The sequence below is a fragment of the Streptomyces sp. SID486 genome, assembly GCF_009865385.1.
Classification (GTDB): Bacteria; Actinomycetota; Actinomycetes; order Streptomycetales; family Streptomycetaceae; genus Streptomyces.
In genome coordinates, this window is the sequence record NZ_WWJT01000767.1 from 1 (window position 1) to 17,748 (window position 17,748).

The following is a 17,748-nucleotide window of genomic DNA, read 5'->3' on the forward strand; positions in this document are numbered from 1 at the left end:
GTGTGCTGGGGCTGGTCCACGGTGATGCCGAAGTCCGTTGCCAGGCCCTCGAGTCCGCTGCTGTAGCCCTGGCCGACGGCACGGAACTTCCAGCCGCCCTGGCGGCGGTAGAACTCGCCGAGCACGAAGGCCGTCTCCACGGTGGCGCCCGGGCTGTCGAAGCGGGCGACCACCTGGCCCGTGGCGGCGTCGGTCACCTCGATGTAGAGGCCGGGGACCTGCCCGAACGTTCCGCCGTCCGCGGAGGCGGCCAGGACGATCCGCTCGATGGCGCCCTCCACGCGCGGGAGATCGGCCAGCAGGGTGTCGGTGACCCGGCCGCCGACCGTCCGCTTGCCCTCGTGGCGTACCGCGCCGGAGGCGTGGGCGGGCTGGTTGTAGAAGACGAAGTCCCCGTCGGAGCGTACTTTTCCGGCCACGAGCAGCAGCGCCGAGGCGTCCGCGTCCGGCACGCCGGGACCGGGGCGCCAGCCCAATTCGACGCGCAGCGCCGTGCCAGGCACCGGCGTGTTGGACCCTTTGGACATTGTCATGTCCGCCCCCATCGTGTGTCGGCTCCCGCTTTTCGCCCTGCGGCCGGGGCGTCCCGGCCCGTGTCATCCCTACCCGCACAACCTATTCCCGGCCACGGGCGCGCGCCCACGACCGGCACAGCAAGATCGCCGGTCAACCGCTGGTAACCCCGGAACAACCTGCCCTTTACACGATCCGAACAGCGAAGCGCGTCCCTTTTTGCCGAGTTCGCTCATATTGGGGATCCCGGGGCACTGCCGACACGGAAATCAACCCTCTTATCGGTCTCCCCAACCAGCACATCGTGGGCTTAACTTATGTGCCATGACCTCCCCCCGCTCCACTTATGGTGGCGGCTACTACTCCGCCTCCTTCCCGGACACCCCGATCTACGACTCGCTCGTGGCCGAGAGGGGCACTCCGCAGATCGCCCCGATCCGGGTCCCCGCCGCCTACGACACGGGCAGCAGCCTTCCCGCCCTGCCCTCGTCCCTCCCCGCCCTCCCGGCGGCCCCCTCCGCGCAGCCCCCCGCCTACGGCTACCCGCAGACGCAGCAGCCCGCACCGCTGCATCATGCGCCCACCGCCTACATCCCCCAGCAGGCGAGCGCCCCGCGCGGCTACCCCGGTCCGCAGGCCCAGCAGCAGCAGCGGCCGATGGCGGCGGGCACCGGGTACGAGGCCATGCGTCCGGCCGCGCCGCGGCCCCCGCAGACCCCGTACCAGGACCCCTACAACAACCAGCAGTACCGCGGCTACTGACCGGCGCCCCCGCGGCTGTCGGTGCCGGCTGGCACGATGGACCGCATGGGAAACGCCGCAGTGCAGTCGATCCACGTCCACCCGGTCAAGGCGTTCCGGGCCGTGTCGCTCGAAGAGGCCCTCGTGGAGCCCTGGGGCCTGGCCGGTGACCGGCGCTGGGCTCTGATCGACGACGGGGGAAAGGTCGTCACACAGCGCGAGCAACCGCACCTCGCGTCAGCCGCCGCCGAGCCTCTGGCCGGCGGCGGCCTTCGCTTGTCCGCGCCCGGCCGGGCGCCGCTGACGGTCCAGGTGCCGCTGCCCGCGGAGACCGTGCCGATGACCGTGTTCGGCACGAAGGTGGAAGCCGTCCCGGCCGCCGCCGCCGCGCACGCCTGGTGCAGTGCGTATCTGGGTACCGGGGTCCGCCTGGTCCACATGGACGATCCGGCCACCCGCCGCCCCGTCGACCCCGCGTACGCCCTGCCCGGGGAGACGGTGAGCTTCGCCGACGGCTATCCCGTGCTGGTCACCACGGTGGCCTCGCTGGACGCCCTGAACTCACTGATCACCGAGGGCCCCGGTGCCGCGGAGGGCCCGCTGCCCATGAACCGGTTCCGGCCCAACGTCGTCGTCGCGGGCACGGAGCCCTGGGCCGAGGACGACTGGACGCGCATCGCCGTCGGCGAGGTGGTCTTCCGGGTCGCCAGGCCGTGCGCACGCTGCGTCGTGACCACCACCGACCAGACGACGGGCGTCCGCGGCCGGGAACCACTTCAGACGCTGGGCCGCCACCACAGGATCGCCGGGAAGCTGCTGTTCGGGCAGTGCCTCGTGCCTCTCTCGCCCGGCACGATCGCCGTGGGCGACCCGGTCCGGGTGCTGGACCGGGCCGTGGGCGGCCCGGGAGCCGCGGACGGGCACTGATCCGGCGGACCGGGAACCGGGCGCCGTGTCCCGCCCGTTGAGGAAGCGTGAGAAATCCGTGAGGGGCCCGCGGGCGCCGGCGGCCGCGGTGGAGGCGCGTCGATCGCACCGGTCGGGCCCGGGGCGGGTGCCGCAGCGGGGGCTGCGGCGGACGGGAAGGGGGACGGGACATGGGGGCGCTCAAGGGGTTGTGGCGCTGGCGCCGCAATCCGCTGCGTCGCACGACCGATCTGGCCGAGGCGTGGGTGGCCCTCGTCGCGCTGCTGCTGATCACCGTGGCCGCTCCCGTCATCGGGTGTCTGGTCGGCGCCTCCACCGGGGCCTCGCTCCAGCGGTCCGCCCGCGAGCAGCGGCACACCCGACACCTCGTCACGGCCACCGTGGTGCGGGAGCTGGGCGGCGCCCTGCCGGAGGCCGACCCCGAGACGCCGTCCGGGCGCGAGGCGCGCAGCCGGGTGCTCGCGCGGTGGACGGCGCCGGACGGCACCCGGCGGCACGGCCCCGCCCTCGCGGACCTGCGGTCCCCGCACCGGGGGGACCGGTTCGGGCTCTGGACCGACCCGCACGGCGCAGTGACGACCCGTCCGCTGGACGCCGTCACGGCCACGGCACACGCCGTGCTCGCCGGGCTCGGCGCGGCCCTGCTGACCGCGGCCCTGGCGGAGGGCGGCCGGCGCCTGACCGTCTGGCGCCTGGTCCGCCGGCGGTACGCGCGCTGGGACCGGGCGTGGGAGCGGGCCGGCCCGGACTGGGGCAAGGCGGGCACCGGCAGCTGACGGGCTTCCGGCTCTGGTCAACCGCGCGGGCCGGCACACGCTACGGTGGACCGGCTGAAGCGCAGCCGGCGGCACCCCGCGGGTCCGTGACCCCGGGAGCGAGCACATGTCCGGGAGCGCGAACGCGCTCACGCCCGGACGCCGAGCACGGTCGCGGTCGGGGCACCGGCGGCCGTCCCGAGGGGCAGCGAGCCATCAGTACGACGAGGTGGGGGCACAGCAACGCCATGGCACAGGGCACGGTCCAGGTGACGCACACCGGTACGTCGCGGTGGCGGCGCCGCACGGGTGAGTACGCTTCGCTCTCCGCCGCCCTGGAGGCCGCCGCCGACGGTGACGTCCTCACGATCGCCCCCGGCACCTACCGGGAGAACCTCGTCCTCCGGCAGGCGGTGACGCTCCGCGGGCCCGAGGGATCGCCCGGCTCGGTGCGGATCGCGCCCGCGGACGGCGTGCCGCTCACCGTGCGGGCCTCGGCCGTGGTGCAGGACCTGCACGTGGAGGGCCAGGACAGCGCGGCACCCGCGCTGCTGGTCGAGGAGGGCACGCCCGAGCTGATGGACCTGCGGATCGTGACCCGGTCCGCCGCCGGCATCGAGGTGCGCGGCGGGGCCCGCCCGACCGTGCGCCGGTGCACCGTCGACAACCCGGCCGGCATCGGTATCGCCGTGATCGACGGCGGCGGCGGGGTGTTCGAGGAGTGCGAGGTCGTCGCGGCCGGGCAGGCGGGCGTGGCGGTCCGTGGCGGTGCGCATCCGCGGCTGGAGCGCTGCCGGGTGCACCACGCCGCCGGCACCGGGCTCACCGCGACCGGTGAGAACTCCGCGCTGGAAGCGGTGGGGTGCGAGATCTACGAGGTGCGCGGCTCCGGCGTACAGGTCACCCAGCGGGCCACCGCCCATCTGACGGACTGCGACGTGCACCGCACCACCGCCGACGGCATCACCCTGGACACCGACGCGGTGCTCACGCTGGCCGACTGCCGTATCCACGACATCCCGGAGAACGCGGTCGACCTGCGCTCCCGCTCGGTGCTCACCCTGACCCGGACGACGGTCCGTCAGTTCGGGCGCAACGGCCTGTCGGTGTGGGACCCCGGGACCCGGGTGGACGCCAACCAGTGCGAGATCTTCGACAGCACCGGCGACTACCCGGCGGTGTGGGTGAGCGACGGGGCCACCGCCGTGCTCGACTCCTGCCGGGTGCACGACGTGCCCGACGCGCTGTTCGTGCTGGACCGCGGTTCCCGCGCGGACGTCGTCGACAGCGACCTGTCGCAGGTGCGCAACACGGCCGTGTCGGTGAGCGACGGGGCGACCGCGCAACTGGACGACTGCCGTATCCGGGAGGCGGCCACCGGCGCCTGGTTCCGCGACCACGGCAGCGGCGGCACACTCAACAACTGCACCCTGGACGGCACCCAGACGGGAGTGATCGTCACCAAGGGCGCCGACCCGACCATCGAGCGCTGCACGGTCGACTCCCCTGCCGAGGCCGGTTTCTACGTCTCCGCCGGCGGCCGGGGCAGCTTCCTGCACTGCCGGGTCACCGGCAGCGGCGGCTACGGCTTCCATGTGATCGACGGCTGCCGCACGACCCTGCGCAGGTGCCGCACGGAGCGGTGCGCGCGCGGCGGGTACGAGTTCGCCGACGCCGGCCCGGACGCCGGCTCCGGTACGGGTCCCGTCGTGGAGGACTGCTCCAGTGACGAGAGCGGCGGTTTCCGGACGCCCGCGCGGGACACGGCGGTGCAGACGGTGGCGCAGTCCGCCGGCCTGCTGGGCGCGCTCCCGGGTCCGCGGGCGGCGGAGCGGGAGCCGGTGGCCGCCGACGTGGAACCGGTGCCGGCGCAGCGGTCGTCGAAGGACGTGCTCGGGGAACTCGACGCCCTGGTGGGCCTGGAGAGCGTCAAGCGCGAGGTGCGGGCGTTGACCGACATGATCGAGGTGGGCCGGCGCAGGCAGCTGGCGGGCCTCAAGGCGGCCTCGGTCAAGCGCCATCTGGTCTTCACCGGTTCCCCCGGCACCGGCAAGACGACGGTCGCCCGGCTCTACGGCGAGATCCTCGCCTCGCTGGCCGTGCTGGAGAAGGGGCACCTCGTGGAGGTGTCCCGGGTGGACCTGGTCGGTGAGCACATCGGCTCCACGGCGATCCGCACCCAGGAGGCATTCGAACGGGCGCGCGGCGGTGTGCTGTTCATCGACGAGGCGTACGCGCTGTCCCCGCAGGACGCCGGCCGGGACTTCGGCAAGGAGGCCATCGACACGCTCGTGAAGCTGATGGAGGACCACCGGGACGCGGTCGTGGTGATCGTCGCGGGGTACACCGAGGAGATGGAGCGCTTCCTCTCGGTCAACCCGGGTGTGGCTTCCCGCTTCTCCCGCACCATCACCTTCGGCGACTACGGCCCGGAGGAGCTGCTGCGGATCGTGGAGCAGCAGGCCGACGAGCACGAGTACCGGCTGGTGCCGAGCGCGGCCGAGGCGCTGGTGAAGTACTTCACGGCGATCCCGAAGGGACCCGCGTTCGGCAACGGCCGTACGGCCCGGCAGACGTTCGAGGCGATGGTGGAGCGTCACGCGAGCCGTGTCGCCCAGCTTCCCGACCCGACCACCGACGACCTCACCCTGCTGTTCCCGGAGGACCTGCCGGAGCTGCCCTGAGCCTGCCGGCGGGCGGCACCCGCCGGCCGCCGGCAGGCACCGGAGCGCTACAGGTGGTCTCCCCAGCCGCTCTGGACCATGGTCTGGAATGCCCACCGCCCGTCCCGCCTGAGCAGGATGTCCGCGTAGCGGAGCTGCTGGGAACGGCCGTCCACGGTCATGGTGGAGTCCGTGAAGACCACGGCCGTCGAGGAGGACAGGAACACCGGGGTCCGGCTGGACTCGAAGGTGATGTCCGCGCTTCCTTCACCCAGCACATGGGTCATGGTCGCGATGAACCTGTCCCGGTCCCACTGCGCCGACCGGCCGTCGCCCGCGGCGTCGTCGCTGACGAGGTTGAGCGGGAAGACGGCCATGTCCGCCATGCGCCGGACGTCGCGCTTGCCGCTCGCGGCGTCGTACTCCGCGAACCAGGCGTCGAGGCTCGCGCGCTCCTCGGCGGTCGGGGTGTAGCCGGTCTCGGGAAGGACGGTCATAGGGGCTCCTTCGAAGGCAGCGGACCGAGGTCTCGGTAGTCAAGTTTGTCTAGTGAGGACCGAGCGGTGAATGTACACCGCGCGAGCGATCTAGTAAAACTTGATCAATCCATCGGTGTCCGCGCCTGGCCCGGCAGCTCCGGCAGGTCTGGCGCGTCCGGCAAGCACGGCGGGTCCGGACGCAACCGGGCCAGGAGGGCGGCTCGTTCGCGGGCGAAGACCGGGTCCGACGGGTAGTCGGAGTGGCCGAGGACGGGCGCCGGGAGCGGGTGGTCGGCGGTGCGGCCGTAGGCGCGGGGGTCCGGCAGGGCCTCGTGGTCGACGTCCGGGGTGCCGTCGCCGGGAACGCGGACCGGGCCGCCGATGGGGTCGGTGCGGCGGTACAGGTTGCGCCAGCACGCGATGTCGTGGTGCAGGGCGGCCAGCGCCGGCGGCCCGAAGTGGGCCGGGAACCAGCGGCCGTACAGGCGCTCCAGCGGGGAGCCGTAGGTGAGCAGCGCGACCCGCCCGCGGACGGACGGCGGCAGCTGCCAGGCCGCCGCCGCGGCGAGGACGCTGCCCTGGGAGTGCCCGGACAGGACCAGCCGGCCTGCGGTGCTCCCGGTCCAGGTGGCCATGCGCCATGTCAGGTCCGGGACCGCGCGCTCGGCGTAGCAGGGCGGTGCGAAGGGATGGGCGGCGCGCGGCCAGAAGGTGCCGACGTCCCAGAGGATGCCGATGGTCCGCCGGGCCGAGGCGTCCTTGTAGGCGCGCCTGCCCCACGTCACGAAGAGCAGGAAGCCGAGGCCGACCAGCCAGGAGCCGAGCGCCTGGGACGTCTCGGCCACGGCCTGCACGACGTGGTGGGCGCGGCGGGCCGCCCCGTCGGGCGTCTTTCCGGTGGCCAGGGCACCGGCCAGCGCCAGGCCGCCCAGCAGCAGGGTCGCGGCGGAGAGGACGGTGACGACGAGGGGCGCCCGGTCGGTGAGGGTGGCCATGGCGCGGGCGTGGGCGATGACACGGGTACGGGACGGGTCCTCCGGTTCGCCCGGGTGCTCCCGCCGTACGCGGGAGCGTTCGACGCGGGCGAGCCGGGCGGTGCGGACCGCCAGCAGCGCGGCCAGGGCCAGCAGGACCACGACGACCGGTGGGATGGCGGACGCCTGCCAGGTCAGCAGCACGGGAGGGCCGGTGAGCAGGGCGCGGGTGCCGTCGAGCCAGTCGGCGACGCGCTGGGCCACCCCGCCGGACATCACTCCGCCCAGTGCGCAGGCGAGCATCGCCACGGCTGGACCGCCGAGGCCCCGCATCGCGGCGCGCGGGTCGGGGCGGCGCCGATAGAGGGCGGCGGCCACGGCACCGAGCGCGACGACGAGCACGCCCTGCGCGAGCATGATTGCGCCGAAGGCGGGATCCCCGGGCAGCCGTCCGGCGGACCGCCAGCCGGGCCGGGACCAGCCGGCGTACCCGAGGCTGAGCAGCATCAACGCGAGCGCGCCGAGCGGCAGCAGGCGTACGAGGCACCGGTCGAGCCGCCGGTCGAGCCGGTGTTCGCTGCGGCCCCGGCGGCACACGACGACCACCACGGCGAGGGCCCAGCCGAGCAGGGCCGCGGCCAGCAGCAGACCGAGCGCGTCCAGGGCCGCGGGGCCGCCCGGACGCCGGTCGAAGCGGACCGCCGGGGTGGCGACGGCGCCGGCCACGGTGAGCAGCCCCGCCGCGGTGTGCGCCGCACGCAGCCGCGCGACGAGACGGCGCCCGTACCAGAATCCGGGCCGGACCAACGCACTGCCGTGCGCGTCGGCGTCCGACCCGAACCCGCCGACATCCCTCTCGGAGGCGCCGCCACCGGGCTGGGGGCCACCGGTGCCGGACTCGGGGGCTTCGAGGGCGGGAGCGGAGCAGTCGGCGCCGGACTCGGGGGCATCAAGGGCGGGCTCGGAGCAGTCGGCGCCGGACTCGCGGACTTCGAGGGTGGGCTCGGGGCCACCGGTGCCGGACTCGGCGGCTTCAAGGGCCGACTCGGAGCAGTCGGCGCCGGACTCGGGGGCTTCAGGAGCGGGGGCGGGGAGGACGGCGCCGGACTCGGGGGCTTCGAGGGCGGCCTTGGGGCCGCCGGTGCCGGACTCGCGGGCTTCAGGGGCCGGCTCGGAGCGGCCGGTGCCGGATTCGGGGGCCTTGGTGCCCCGCCTCGTACCGTCGTCGCCGAGCCCGGCCTCTGTCGCGCCCGTGCCGGAGCCGGAGCCGGTCGGTAACGGCCGGTGCGACTCGTACGCGTTCCAGGTGCGGTGGGAGAGGTACCAGAGCAGGACGGTCAGCGCGGTCGGCGGCACCGCGGCCACGGCGAGCCGGCGGCCGGGCGCGCTCCACCAGCCGCCGGATCCGGCCGGTGCCCCTGGGCTGTCGGGCGCCAGGAAACCCAGCCAGGAGTGGCGCCGGACGCACGCCTGGGTACCCGCGCACTGCCAGGCCACCAGGTCGAGGGCCACCTCGCAGACGGCGGCCACGAGCAGCACGGTCAGCGTGAGGGCGCACAGCCGGACGAGGAGGCCGTAGAGCCGGACGGTGCGCGGCCGGCCGGGTGCGGCCGGGCGCATCCAGTGGGCCAGGTTGACGACCATGAACGGCAACAGCAGCAGCCACAGGGCGCGGCTGCCGTCGCCGGAGGTGAGGTTGCACCAGACGTACGCCTCCCGGACCGGCCCGTGCCCGGGTTCGGCCCCGGCGTCCCGCCCGGGGCGTCCGGTCCGCTCCCCTCCCAAGGCCCGGCCGTCCGGGGCGGCCCCGGCGTCCTCGGCGCGCCGGAAGACGGCCGCCGTGTCGTCGCCGGTGACCCGGACCGTGCGCGGGTCACCGAGCATCCCCTCGGGTGTGGCACCGCCGACCCCGTGCACCAGAAGCTCCAGATCGCGCCCCTGCCCCACCGACCGGCCAGGCACCCGCCGCCCGGCGGCTCCGGGCTCGTACCGCCCCGCGGAACGCTCGTCGAGCCCGGCGGAGCGCTCGTCCTGCCCGGTGGGGCGCTCGTCCTGCCCGGTGGAGCGCTCGTCGAGCCCCGCGGAACGCTCCTCGTGCCGCCCTGCGAGGTGCTTCTCGGCATGCTTCCCGAGGTGCTTGTCGTACTGTCCGGTGCGGCGTTCCCCGTACTGCCCGCCGCTGCGGTCCCGTGCACGTTCCATCTCGCACATCCCCCGTGACGCCCTGACGTCTGTGTCGTGCGCGCTACAGGATCTCCGGTACGGCGGCCGCGTACACCTCTCGTCACGGAATCTCCCCGATCCGGGTGACGACGGGCGGTTCGGCCGAGACCCGCTCGGTGGCGTCCCGGGCCCGGCAGGTGGTGGCGCAACCGGCGCCCACCCGTGAAAGGATGGGACGCCCGCGCATTGCCGAAGGGATGGAACGTCCTGGTCGGAGCAGGTGTGCCGGACGGGTGGACGGTTGGCGGCGAAAGGACCGGAGCGTACGTGAGCGAGAATCAGAACCTCCTCGCGGAGCAGCGCCGCGCCCTGATCCTGGACGAGGTCCGGCGCCGGGGCGGGGTGCGGGTGAACGAGCTGACCCGCAAGCTCGGCGTCTCCGACATGACCGTGCGCCGCGACCTGGACGCGCTCGCCCGCCAGGGCGTCCTGGAGAAGGTGCACGGCGGTGCGGTGCCGGTGGTCGAGGCGAGCACCCACGAGCCGGGCTTCGAGGCGAAGTCGGGGCTTGAGCTGACCGCCAAGGAGGACATCGCGCGCGCCGCGGCCCGCCTGGTCGCGCCGGGGGCGGCGATCGCCCTGTCCGGGGGGACGACGACGTACGCGCTCGCCCAGCACCTGCTGGAGGTGCCCGACCTGACCGTCGTGACGAACTCGGTACGCGTCGCGGACGTCTTCCACTCCGCGCAGCGCACGTCGGGGCAGCGGCAGGGGTCGGCCACGGTGGTGCTCACCGGCGGAGTGCGCACCCCGTCGGACTCGCTGGTGGGGCCGGTGGCCGATTCCGCGATCGCCTCGCTCCACTTCGACCTGCTCTTCCTCGGCGTGCACGGCATATCGGTGGAGGCCGGCCTGTCCACGCCCAACCTCGCGGAAGCGGAGACCAACCGGCGGCTGGTGCACTCGGCGCGCCGGGTCGTGGTGGTCGCCGACCACACCAAGTGGGGCACGGTGGGCCTGAGTTCCTTCGCCGCGCTGGATCAGGTGGACACCCTGGTGACCGACGCCGGACTGCCCGCCGACGCGCGCGCGGAGATCTCCGAACACCTGCGGGTGGTCGTGGCGGGCGAGCCCGGGGAAGACGGCACGGACGGCACAGACATCTGAGATACCGTCAGCTATGGTGACCCTGCCCGTTCCGGCACGTGACGGGAGTGGCACAAGGGGGTTGCGTCCATGGCTCGTCGTCTGCGTCCGGTGGATCCCGGCTTCGTCGGGACCGCACCCGTACGTCTGGTGTTCACGCGGGAGATCTCCGCGTCCCCCGAGCGGGTCTTCCACGCGCTCGCCGAGGACGTGGCCGGCTGGCCGCAGTGGTTCTCGGCGGTGACGTCCGCCCGCGCCACCGAAGGCGGCGCCGGGCGGGAGATCCGGCTCAGGGGCGGGACCCGTTTCGAGGAGACGGTGCTCGTGGCGAAGGCGCCCGCGGTGTACGCCTACCGCGTCGACACCACCAACGCGCCGGGCGTCGGGGCCCTGGTGGAGGAGTGGCGCCTCGCTCCCCACGGCACCGGCACCCGGGTGCGGTGGACCTTCGCCGCCGACGGCCCGGCGCCGTTGCGGTTCGTCCTGGGGCTGGCCCGGCCGGCTCTGGGGCGCGCCTTCCGTGACGCGGTGACGTCCCTGGACCGGCGCGTGGCGGAGCGCTGAGCGTACGGCGGCGCCGGACCGGCCGGCGGCCGTCGCACCGGGCGGGTCAGACCCGGAAGAGGTCCAGGAAGGTGCTCCAGAAGCCCTTCCTCCTCGCGGGCTCCGGGCGGGTGACGGCCGTCGGCGCCGTGGGCAGCGGCTGCTCCGTGGCGGCGGGCACGCTCCGGCCCTGCACGGCGGCGGCCACGCGGGTGGCCGGGGTGGGGCTGAAGGCCACGGGCAGCTCCACGAGTGCCCGGTGGAACGGACCCGGCCGCCACTGCAGTTCCTTCTCGTGGACGGCCAGGGTCAGGTCGGGCAGGGCGTTGAGGATCTTCTCGATCGCGGTGACGGCGATGACCTGCGCCGGGTCCTTGGCCGGGCAGGCGTGCGGGCCTGCTCCCCAGGCCAGGTGGGCGCCCTTGCTGTGCGTCCGGCGGGCCTCGGCCAGCACGGGATCGCTGTTGGCCGCGGCGAAGCTGATGACGACCGGGGTGCCCGCCTCGGCGACCACTCCCCCGAGGTCCACGTCCTGGACCGGGTAGTGGGTGGCGTAGTTGGCGATGGGGGTCTGGTCCCACAGGACGTGGTCGATCGCCTCCTCGATCAGCATCCCGGACTCACGGCCGCCTGCGCCGGGCGACAGCAGCAGGAGCAGGGCGTTGCAGATCAGGTTGCGCTCGGGTTCCACGCCGGCGCCCATCAGGATGACCAGCTGGTCCCTCAGCTCCTCGTCGGTCAGTCCCGCGGGGTGCTGGACCAGCCAGGAGGTGACGTCGTCGCCCGGCAGGCGTCGCTTGAGGGCGACCAGTTCCATGAGGCAGGCGTTGATGTCCTCGCTGGCGCGCTGGGCGTCCTGGCCGTCGAACATCGCCGACATGGCGCCGGTGAGGGTGTCGCCGATGTCCGGCGGGCAGCCGAAGAGCTTGTTGAACAGCAGCAGCGGCAGCAGCTTGGCGTAGTCGTTGAGCAGGTCCGCTCGGCCTCGCTCGCTGAACCGGTCGATGAGGTAGTCGGCGATGGGTTCGACGTCGCGGCGGACCCGGGTGATGTTGAGCCGGGCGAGGCTGTCCGTGACGGCCTTGCGCAGCCGCAGGTGCACGGCGCCGTCGGTGAACAGGCAGTTGGGCCGGTACGCCATCATCGGCAGCACCGGGCTGTCCAGCGCGATCCGCCCTTCGTTCAGTGCCTTCCAGCGACGGGAGTCCCGGGCGAACAGCGTGGAGTTCTGCAGCACGCGCAGCGCCGTCTCGTGGCTCACGACCAGGGTGGCGTCGACACCGGGCGCGAGTTCGACCGGCCCGGCCGGACCGTGGGCGCGCAACCGGTCGTAGAGCTGCTGGGGGTCGGCGGCGAACGCGGCGTCGTGCATCGGGCATCCGGCCCCGGCCGAGGCGGGGGCTGACTGGCGGTCCATGGGGTTCCTTCTGCTGGCTCCGGGCCGGGGGTCCGGGCGGATGGGCTTGGGGGCGCGGGCGGACGGGGGGTCAGGCGGCCCGGGTGAGCAGGTGGCGCACGAGGGCGATGAGGGCGTGCGCGGAGGACTGCCGGTCGCGGGCGTCGCAGTAGACGACGGGGGTGTCCGGCAGCAGGTCGAGGGCCTCGCGCACCTCCGCCTCCTCGTACGCGTGGCCCGACGCGAAGCTGTTGACCGCGATGGCGTACTCCAGTCCGTACCGTTCGACGAGGTCGATGACGGGGAAGGTCTCCTCCAGGCGGGCGGGATCGACCAGCAGCAGCGCCCCCAGCGCGCCGCGGGCCATGTCCTCCCACAGCTGCATGAAACGCTGCTGGCCGGGGGTGCCGAACAGGTACAGCACGAGGTCGTCGCTGAGGGTCAGGCGGCCGAAGTCCAGGGCCACGGTGGTGGTGGTCTTGTCCGTCACGCCCCTGAGGTCGTCCACGTGGAGGGACGCCTGGGTCATCTTCTCCTCGGTGCGCAGCGGGGTGATCTCCGACAGCGAGCCGATGAACGTCGTCTTGCCCACGGCGAAGTGCCCGACGACAAGGATCTTGGCGGCGTTGGTCACCGCGCTGGAGACGTAGATGGATCCAGGGGCCGTCTCAGCCGATGAGGGATTGGAGTCCATTCAGAACCTTCTCGAGGGTCGCTCTGTCAACGTTCTGAGCCCGGGGTGGCTCGGCGCGGCGCAGGAGGTGGCCCTGCTCGGATAAGTCGGTCAGCAGCAGCCGGGCCACTCCCACCGGCAGTCCCACGTGTCCGGCCACCTCGGCGACCGAGAGGTGACCGCCCGCGCACAGGTTCCAGATCGCCATCACCTCGGGTCCGGCTCCCAGCGGCGGGGTCCGGCCGGGGGCCAGGGTGACCAGGGTGTGCAGCGCGAGGTCGTCGGCGTCCGGCAGGGTCCGGCCGCCGGTGATGACGTAGGAGCGGACGAAGTCGCTGGTGACGGAGGCTTCCTCGCCGGGCCTCGTCATGCGCCGGCACCGTTGTCCGACCGGGGCGCCACGCTCATCGCCTTGCTCAGACCGGCCACCGTCTTCTGCATCCGGAAGGACATGGCTTCCATGTCGACGTCGAGTGCGGCCGAGACGGCGAGGTAGGCGCCCTGGCCGGCGGCGATGAGGAAGATCCAGCCGCCGTCGTACTCCAGCAGCGTCTGCTTCCAGATGCCGTGACCCGCTCCCACGAACCCGGCGACGGCGCGGCTCAGCGACTGCATGGAGCTCATCGCCGCGGCGTTGGTCTCCGCGTCGTCCCGCCCGATGTCGTCCGAGCGCTGGAGCAGCAGGCCGTCGCCCGAGACGAGGACGGCGTGCCGGGCTCCGCGCACCTCGAGCACGTCGTTCAGCACCCAGGACAGGTCGGTCTTCACTTGTTGTCAGGTCCTTCCGTGGTGTTCGTGGTGCGCCCGAGCTGTGTGCCGCGCGCGAACGCCCCGAGCCGCGACGCCGTCACCTCGCTGGCCGGCTCGGCCGTGTCCTCCTGACCGGCGGCGCCGAGGGCCGGGACCACCGTGACGGGGCCGTTGCGGCGCCTGCGTTTGGGCAGCCCCCCGGTGGTCGTCCCCACCACGTGCGAGGGACCGACGACCGGGACGGGCGCGAGGCGCTGCGGTGCGGCCTGCGGGCTCGCGGTGTCCTGGGCGTCGTCCGCGGGGGACGGGACGTCGGGCGCGAGGAGGCTTTCGGGCACACGGATCACTGCACGCACTCCGCCGTAGGGGGACACGGAGCCGACGGAGACGGCGAAGCCGTAGCGGGCGGCGAGCATGCCGCACACGGCGAAGCCGAACCGCGGCGGATCGCCGAGACCGGTGATGTCGACGGGACCGTCGACGCTCAGCAGGGTCGCCGCCCGGTCCTTGGTCTCCTGGTCCATGCCGAGGCCGGCATCGTCCACGATGAAGCAGACCCCGGTCGGCACGGTCTGGATGTTGACCTCGACCGGTGTTCCGGGCGCGCTGTAGGTCGTCGCGTTGTCCAGCAGCTCGGCCAGGACGACGGCCACGGGCTCGACCGCCTTGCCGACGAGCGAGACGTTGACCTGCGAGTGGACGCCGACCCGGTCGAAGTCCCTGATCCGGCCCTGGGCGCTGCGGGCGACGTCGTAGACGGTGGCGGCGCCCTCGCGCCTGCCCAGCCAGCCGCCGCAGAGCACGGAGATGCCCTTGGCGCGGCGGCCGAACTGGCTGCCGGTGTGGTCGACCGTCATCAGGTCGGCGAGCACGTCCGTGGTGTCGCCGTACTTCTTCAGCAGGTCGTCGAGGAGCACCTGCTGCTCCTCGGCGAGCGACTGGAGCGTTCCCATCGCGGACTTCAGCACCGCCTTGGTGGACGCCTCGGCGTCCGCCCGTACGTCGGCGAGGTCCTGCTGGTGCCGTGAGGTCAGCGTGGCGATGTCCGCGTGGAGCCGGCCTACGTCACCGCGGGCCTCTCCCAGTCCTGTCTCCAGATCCTTCCTCGTTCTTCGGAGAGCCATGTTGGTTCTCCGGGCCCGCATCACCGCGGCGACCGCGGCGACGAGCACCACCAGCAGGACCCACAGGAGTGGATCCGTGGTCCATGACGTCATGTGACTCTCTTCAAGTCGCATCGCGCCGGGAGCGTGCAGAGCGCGATGGTGCCTTTGACTGCCCCCCAGACGCGTCCATGACACGCCATCAGCCCACCGAAAAGTGGGATGATCTTATCAGTCACGCCGGCGCAACCGGCTTGCACCAAGGGTCAATTGAGACGTCACCAAACCCACACACCGTCGTCACCCGCCCGTCGGACGGCGGCCCGCCGCGGGCGCGGGCGAACTCAGCGCGGCCAGGCCCCCGTCGCCAGGAACGCGTCGATCGCCGCCGCGTACGGCGTGATGTCCAGGCCCTGCTCCACGAGCCACGCGTCCGAGTAGTACTTGTCCAGGTAGCGGTCCCCCGGGTCACACAGCAGGGTGACGACACTGCCCGTGCGGCCCTCGGCCACCATCTCGGCGACGATCTTCAGCGCACTCCACAGACCGGTGCCCGTGGAACCGCCCGCCTTGCGGCCGATGGCCCCCTCCAGCGCCCGCACCGCGGCGACGCTCGCCGCGTCCGGGACCTTCATCATCCGGTCGATCGCCCCGGGCACGAAGCTCGGCTCCATGCGCGGGCGTCCGATGCCCTCGATACGGGACCCGCAGTCACAGGTGACGTCCGGGTCGTCGGCGGTCCAACCCTCGAAGAAACAGGAATTCTCCGGGTCGGCCACACAGATACGGGTGTCGTACTGCATGTAGTGGACGTAGCGGGCGAGGGTCGCCGAGGTGCCGCCGGTGCCCGCCGTGGCGACGATCCACGCGGGCTCCGGGAACCGCTCCAACTGCAACTGCCGGAAGGTGGATTCGGCGATGTTGTTGTTGCCGCGCCAGTCCGTGGCCCGCTCGGCGTAGGTGAACTGGTCCATGTAGTGGCCGCCGGTCTCCACCGCGAGGCGGGCCGACTCCTCGTACATCTTCCGTGAGTCGTCCACGAAGTGGCACCGGCCGCCGTGGAACTCGATCAGGCGGATCTTCTCGGCGCTGGTCGTGCGCGGCATCACCGCGATGAAGGGCACACCGATCAGCTTCGCGAAGTACGCCTCGGAGACCGCCGTCGAGCCGCTGGACGCCTCGATGACCGGGCGGTCGGGACGGATCCAGCCGTTGCACAGGCCGTAGAGGAAGAGGGAGCGGGCGAGCCGGTGCTTGAGGCTGCCGGTCGGATGGGTGGACTCGTCCTTCAGGTAGAGGTCGATACCCCACCGCTCGGGCAGCGGGAAGAGCAGCAGGTGCGTGTCCGCCGACCGGTTGGCGTCGGCCTGAACCTTACGAACGGCTTCTTTCAGCCAATGACGGTAGGCGGCATCGCTGCGGTCGACGTCGAGGGTGGCGCCGGCCCTGGTCTGGGGGGTGGTGCTCACGGAGAGACTCCTTACGCTCGTCACCGACGGCGCCTGTCGCGGGCCGGCAAGTCGAGCATAAGCACCTTTCAAACACCTTCCCACCTGCATAAACGCATCTTTGGGCCACCCAAAGACGCGCTGGGGCACAGACGTGCGAGCCGGCCGGGGGGCGCGTGGACGCGAGTGCTCCGGGCGGTCGTCACGAGCGCCCCGCGCGTACTGGTGCTCCTCGCTCCGCCGGGGCAGACTGCACGCGACGGGATGACCCGTCCCGAACGGGGGCGTACACGGAGCCGCGGAGACACCGCGAGAGGGCACCACGAAGGACACCGCAAGGGGGCGTCGAGACATGGCGGAGCCGGAGTTCACGGCCACTGGCGTGCGCATAGGCAAACGCCTGCGTTCGCTCACCCGGGCCGGGCAGGTCCGGATCAGCGACGGCCGGCTGCAGCTGCTCACCAGTTACGGCAGCGAGATCGACAGCGCGCCGGTGCGTGCGGTGCGCGCCTCCACGCCGTGGTTCGTGCCGGAGGACCGGGCGCTGGCCGACGTCAACGGCACGCGGTACCTGCTGACGCTGGGTGAGCACGACCCCGCCCCCGGCCGGCCGGGACCGCCGGCGGCCCGGCGGTTCGTCGAGGCGGTGCGCCGCGCGGCGGGCGGAGACGAGGGCTGAGCGCCGTACGTCGCGGCGAGTTGCGGGAGCGCCTCCGCTGCGTCACGCTGTTCTCACGTCACTCTGGGTTTACCGGCGATAACGCTGCGAACCAGCCCGCCGGCCACGACAGCAGGCGGACGTTTGGACGCAAGCTCCCTGCTGGATCCGTTGTTCTCCGTGTTTCTTCCGGTTCCTCCGGACCTCACATCGGGGAGTCGCAGCCGTGATCAGTCACCCAAGCAGGCACTGCACGGTGGAGCTCCAAGCCCTGCCGTCGCGGATCGGCCAGGTCCGCAGAATCGTATCTGCGCAGTTGCGCTACTGGCATATGGACCCGCTGATAGACCGGGCCGCGCTCGGTGTGACGGAGCTGCTCAGCAACGTCCACCGGCACGCGAGGCCCGACAAGTCGTGCACCGTCGAGCTGGAACTGCTGCCCGACCGGCTCACCGTCTCGGTGCGCGACCACGATCCCCGGCTGCCGGTACCGGCAGACGCGGACACCGACACCGACAGCGACGCCGACACCCAGCCGGACACCACTCCCCTGGCCACGTGCGGGCGGGGGCTGGCGATGGTGGCCGCGGTGAGCGAGAGCTGGGGTGCGCGGCCGGACGGCGAGAACGGCAAGGTCGTGTGGTTCACGCTGCCCGCCACGGCGCAGGCCGGCACCCGTCCGGCACGGCCGTCCCGGGGGACGGCCGGACCGGCGGCCATGCCCGCGCCCACGCCGGGCACGGCGGGAACGCCCGTACCGGCCGGGACTCCGGCTCGGGGTACGGCGGGTGCGCCTGTGCCGGCCGGGGCTCCGGC

17 protein-coding genes are annotated in these 17,748 nt (G+C 73.0%); 8 read left to right on the forward strand and 9 right to left on the reverse strand.

Annotation, left to right across the window (positions count from 1 at the left end):
* On the reverse strand, positions 1-527 hold a 527-nt coding region (locus tag GT045_RS36025; protein ID WP_237539147.1), incomplete at its 3' end, for a TerD family protein.
* Positions 528-837: 310 nt separating this feature from the next.
* On the opposite strand from GT045_RS36025, the gene GT045_RS36030 reads away from it, so the two are divergent.
* From GT045_RS36030 to GT045_RS36045, 4 genes are all read left to right on the forward strand, one after another.
* Positions 838-1,275 (forward strand): DUF6643 family protein, encoded by a 438-nt coding sequence (locus GT045_RS36030; protein WP_161336789.1) that lies wholly within the window; start codon positions 838-840, stop codon positions 1,273-1,275.
* 45 nt (positions 1,276-1,320) lie between these two features.
* On the forward strand, positions 1,321-2,181 hold the full coding sequence (locus GT045_RS36035; protein WP_161336790.1) for an MOSC N-terminal beta barrel domain-containing protein: 861 nt from the start codon (positions 1,321-1,323) through the stop codon (positions 2,179-2,181).
* 170 nt (positions 2,182-2,351) lie between these two features.
* The gene (locus GT045_RS36040) at positions 2,352-2,957 is read left to right on the forward strand and encodes a hypothetical protein (protein ID WP_161336791.1); all 606 of its coding nucleotides are present in this window, start codon (positions 2,352-2,354) and stop codon (positions 2,955-2,957) included.
* Between the two features lie 227 nt (positions 2,958-3,184).
* The gene (locus GT045_RS36045) at positions 3,185-5,620 is read left to right on the forward strand and encodes a right-handed parallel beta-helix repeat-containing protein (RefSeq protein ID WP_161336792.1); all 2,436 of its coding nucleotides are present in this window, start codon (positions 3,185-3,187) and stop codon (positions 5,618-5,620) included.
* A gap of 47 nt (positions 5,621-5,667) precedes the next feature.
* Here the strand turns inward: GT045_RS36045 and GT045_RS36050 are convergent, their stop codons facing one another.
* Positions 5,668-6,096 (reverse strand): nuclear transport factor 2 family protein, encoded by a 429-nt coding sequence (locus tag GT045_RS36050; protein WP_161336793.1) that lies wholly within the window; start codon positions 6,094-6,096, stop codon positions 5,668-5,670.
* 104 nt (positions 6,097-6,200) lie between these two features.
* Entirely contained in the window at positions 6,201-8,936 is a 2,736-nt protein-coding gene (locus GT045_RS36055) for a hypothetical protein (protein ID WP_237539148.1), read from the reverse strand.
* A 606-nt stretch (positions 8,937-9,542) separates the two neighbouring features.
* On the opposite strand from GT045_RS36055, the gene GT045_RS36060 reads away from it, so the two are divergent.
* Together GT045_RS36060 and GT045_RS36065 are read left to right on the forward strand one after the other, a co-directional pair.
* On the forward strand, positions 9,543-10,382 hold the full coding sequence (locus GT045_RS36060; RefSeq protein ID WP_161293016.1) for a DeoR/GlpR family DNA-binding transcription regulator: 840 nt from the start codon (positions 9,543-9,545) through the stop codon (positions 10,380-10,382).
* A gap of 69 nt (positions 10,383-10,451) precedes the next feature.
* On the forward strand, positions 10,452-10,925 hold the full coding sequence (locus GT045_RS36065) for an SRPBCC family protein (protein ID WP_161336794.1): 474 nt from the start codon (positions 10,452-10,454) through the stop codon (positions 10,923-10,925).
* Between the two features lie 46 nt (positions 10,926-10,971).
* Here the strand turns inward: GT045_RS36065 and GT045_RS36070 are convergent, their stop codons facing one another.
* The 6 genes from GT045_RS36070 to GT045_RS36095 form a co-directional block, all read right to left on the reverse strand.
* Entirely contained in the window at positions 10,972-12,276 is a 1,305-nt protein-coding gene (locus GT045_RS36070) for a cytochrome P450 (RefSeq protein WP_161293030.1), read from the reverse strand.
* A gap of 115 nt (positions 12,277-12,391) precedes the next feature.
* Complete coding sequence (locus GT045_RS36075) at positions 12,392-12,994, reverse strand: ATP/GTP-binding protein (RefSeq protein ID WP_161293020.1); 603 nt, start codon at positions 12,992-12,994, stop codon at positions 12,392-12,394.
* Positions 12,969-13,343, reverse strand: a complete 375-nt coding sequence (locus GT045_RS36080; protein ID WP_161293022.1) for a DUF742 domain-containing protein — start codon at positions 13,341-13,343, stop codon at positions 12,969-12,971. Before GT045_RS36080 ends, GT045_RS36075 begins: the two co-directional genes overlap by 26 nt.
* Positions 13,340-13,741, reverse strand: coding sequence for a roadblock/LC7 domain-containing protein (locus GT045_RS36085; protein WP_161293024.1), 402 nt, complete (start codon positions 13,739-13,741; stop codon positions 13,340-13,342). Before GT045_RS36085 ends, GT045_RS36080 begins: the two co-directional genes overlap by 4 nt.
* Entirely contained in the window at positions 13,738-14,940 is a 1,203-nt protein-coding gene (locus tag GT045_RS36090; RefSeq protein WP_202529347.1) for an ATP-binding protein, read from the reverse strand. Before GT045_RS36090 ends, GT045_RS36085 begins: the two co-directional genes overlap by 4 nt.
* A 230-nt stretch (positions 14,941-15,170) precedes the next feature.
* Positions 15,171-16,295, reverse strand: a complete 1,125-nt coding sequence (locus GT045_RS36095; RefSeq protein WP_161293026.1) for a PLP-dependent cysteine synthase family protein — start codon at positions 16,293-16,295, stop codon at positions 15,171-15,173.
* Positions 16,296-16,626: 331 nt separating this feature from the next.
* On the opposite strand from GT045_RS36095, the gene GT045_RS36100 reads away from it, so the two are divergent.
* Both GT045_RS36100 and GT045_RS36105 read left to right on the forward strand, forming a co-directional pair.
* On the forward strand, positions 16,627-16,953 hold the full coding sequence (locus GT045_RS36100) for a hypothetical protein (RefSeq protein WP_161293028.1): 327 nt from the start codon (positions 16,627-16,629) through the stop codon (positions 16,951-16,953).
* Between the two features lie 205 nt (positions 16,954-17,158).
* A partial coding sequence (locus GT045_RS36105; protein WP_345942864.1) for an ATP-binding protein occupies positions 17,159-17,748 on the forward strand: 590 nt, incomplete at its 3' end.

Excerpts from the sequence above, each read along its gene's own strand:
- GT045_RS36070 (WP_161293030.1), bottom strand. The coding sequence starts at position 12,276 with ATGCACGACGCCGCGTTCGCCGCCGACCCCCAGCAGCTCTACGACCGG.
- GT045_RS36075 (WP_161293020.1), bottom strand. The coding sequence starts at position 12,994 with ATGGACTCCAATCCCTCATCGGCTGAGACGGCCCCTGGATCCATCTAC.
- GT045_RS36080 (WP_161293022.1), bottom strand. The coding sequence starts at position 13,343 with ATGACGAGGCCCGGCGAGGAAGCCTCCGTCACCAGCGACTTCGTCCGC.
- GT045_RS36050 (WP_161336793.1), bottom strand. The coding sequence starts at position 6,096 with ATGACCGTCCTTCCCGAGACCGGCTACACCCCGACCGCCGAGGAGCGC.
- GT045_RS36045 (WP_161336792.1), top strand. The coding sequence starts at position 3,185 with ATGGCACAGGGCACGGTCCAGGTGACGCACACCGGTACGTCGCGGTGG.
- GT045_RS36030 (WP_161336789.1), top strand. The coding sequence starts at position 838 with ATGACCTCCCCCCGCTCCACTTATGGTGGCGGCTACTACTCCGCCTCC.
- GT045_RS36035 (WP_161336790.1), top strand. The coding sequence starts at position 1,321 with ATGGGAAACGCCGCAGTGCAGTCGATCCACGTCCACCCGGTCAAGGCG.
- GT045_RS36100 (WP_161293028.1), top strand. The coding sequence starts at position 16,627 with ATGGCGGAGCCGGAGTTCACGGCCACTGGCGTGCGCATAGGCAAACGC.
- GT045_RS36055 (WP_237539148.1), bottom strand. The coding sequence starts at position 8,936 with ATGCTCGGTGACCCGCGCACGGTCCGGGTCACCGGCGACGACACGGCG.
- GT045_RS36040 (WP_161336791.1), top strand. The coding sequence starts at position 2,352 with ATGGGGGCGCTCAAGGGGTTGTGGCGCTGGCGCCGCAATCCGCTGCGT.
- GT045_RS36065 (WP_161336794.1), top strand. The coding sequence starts at position 10,452 with ATGGCTCGTCGTCTGCGTCCGGTGGATCCCGGCTTCGTCGGGACCGCA.
- GT045_RS36090 (WP_202529347.1), bottom strand. The coding sequence starts at position 14,940 with ATGACGTCATGGACCACGGATCCACTCCTGTGGGTCCTGCTGGTGGTG.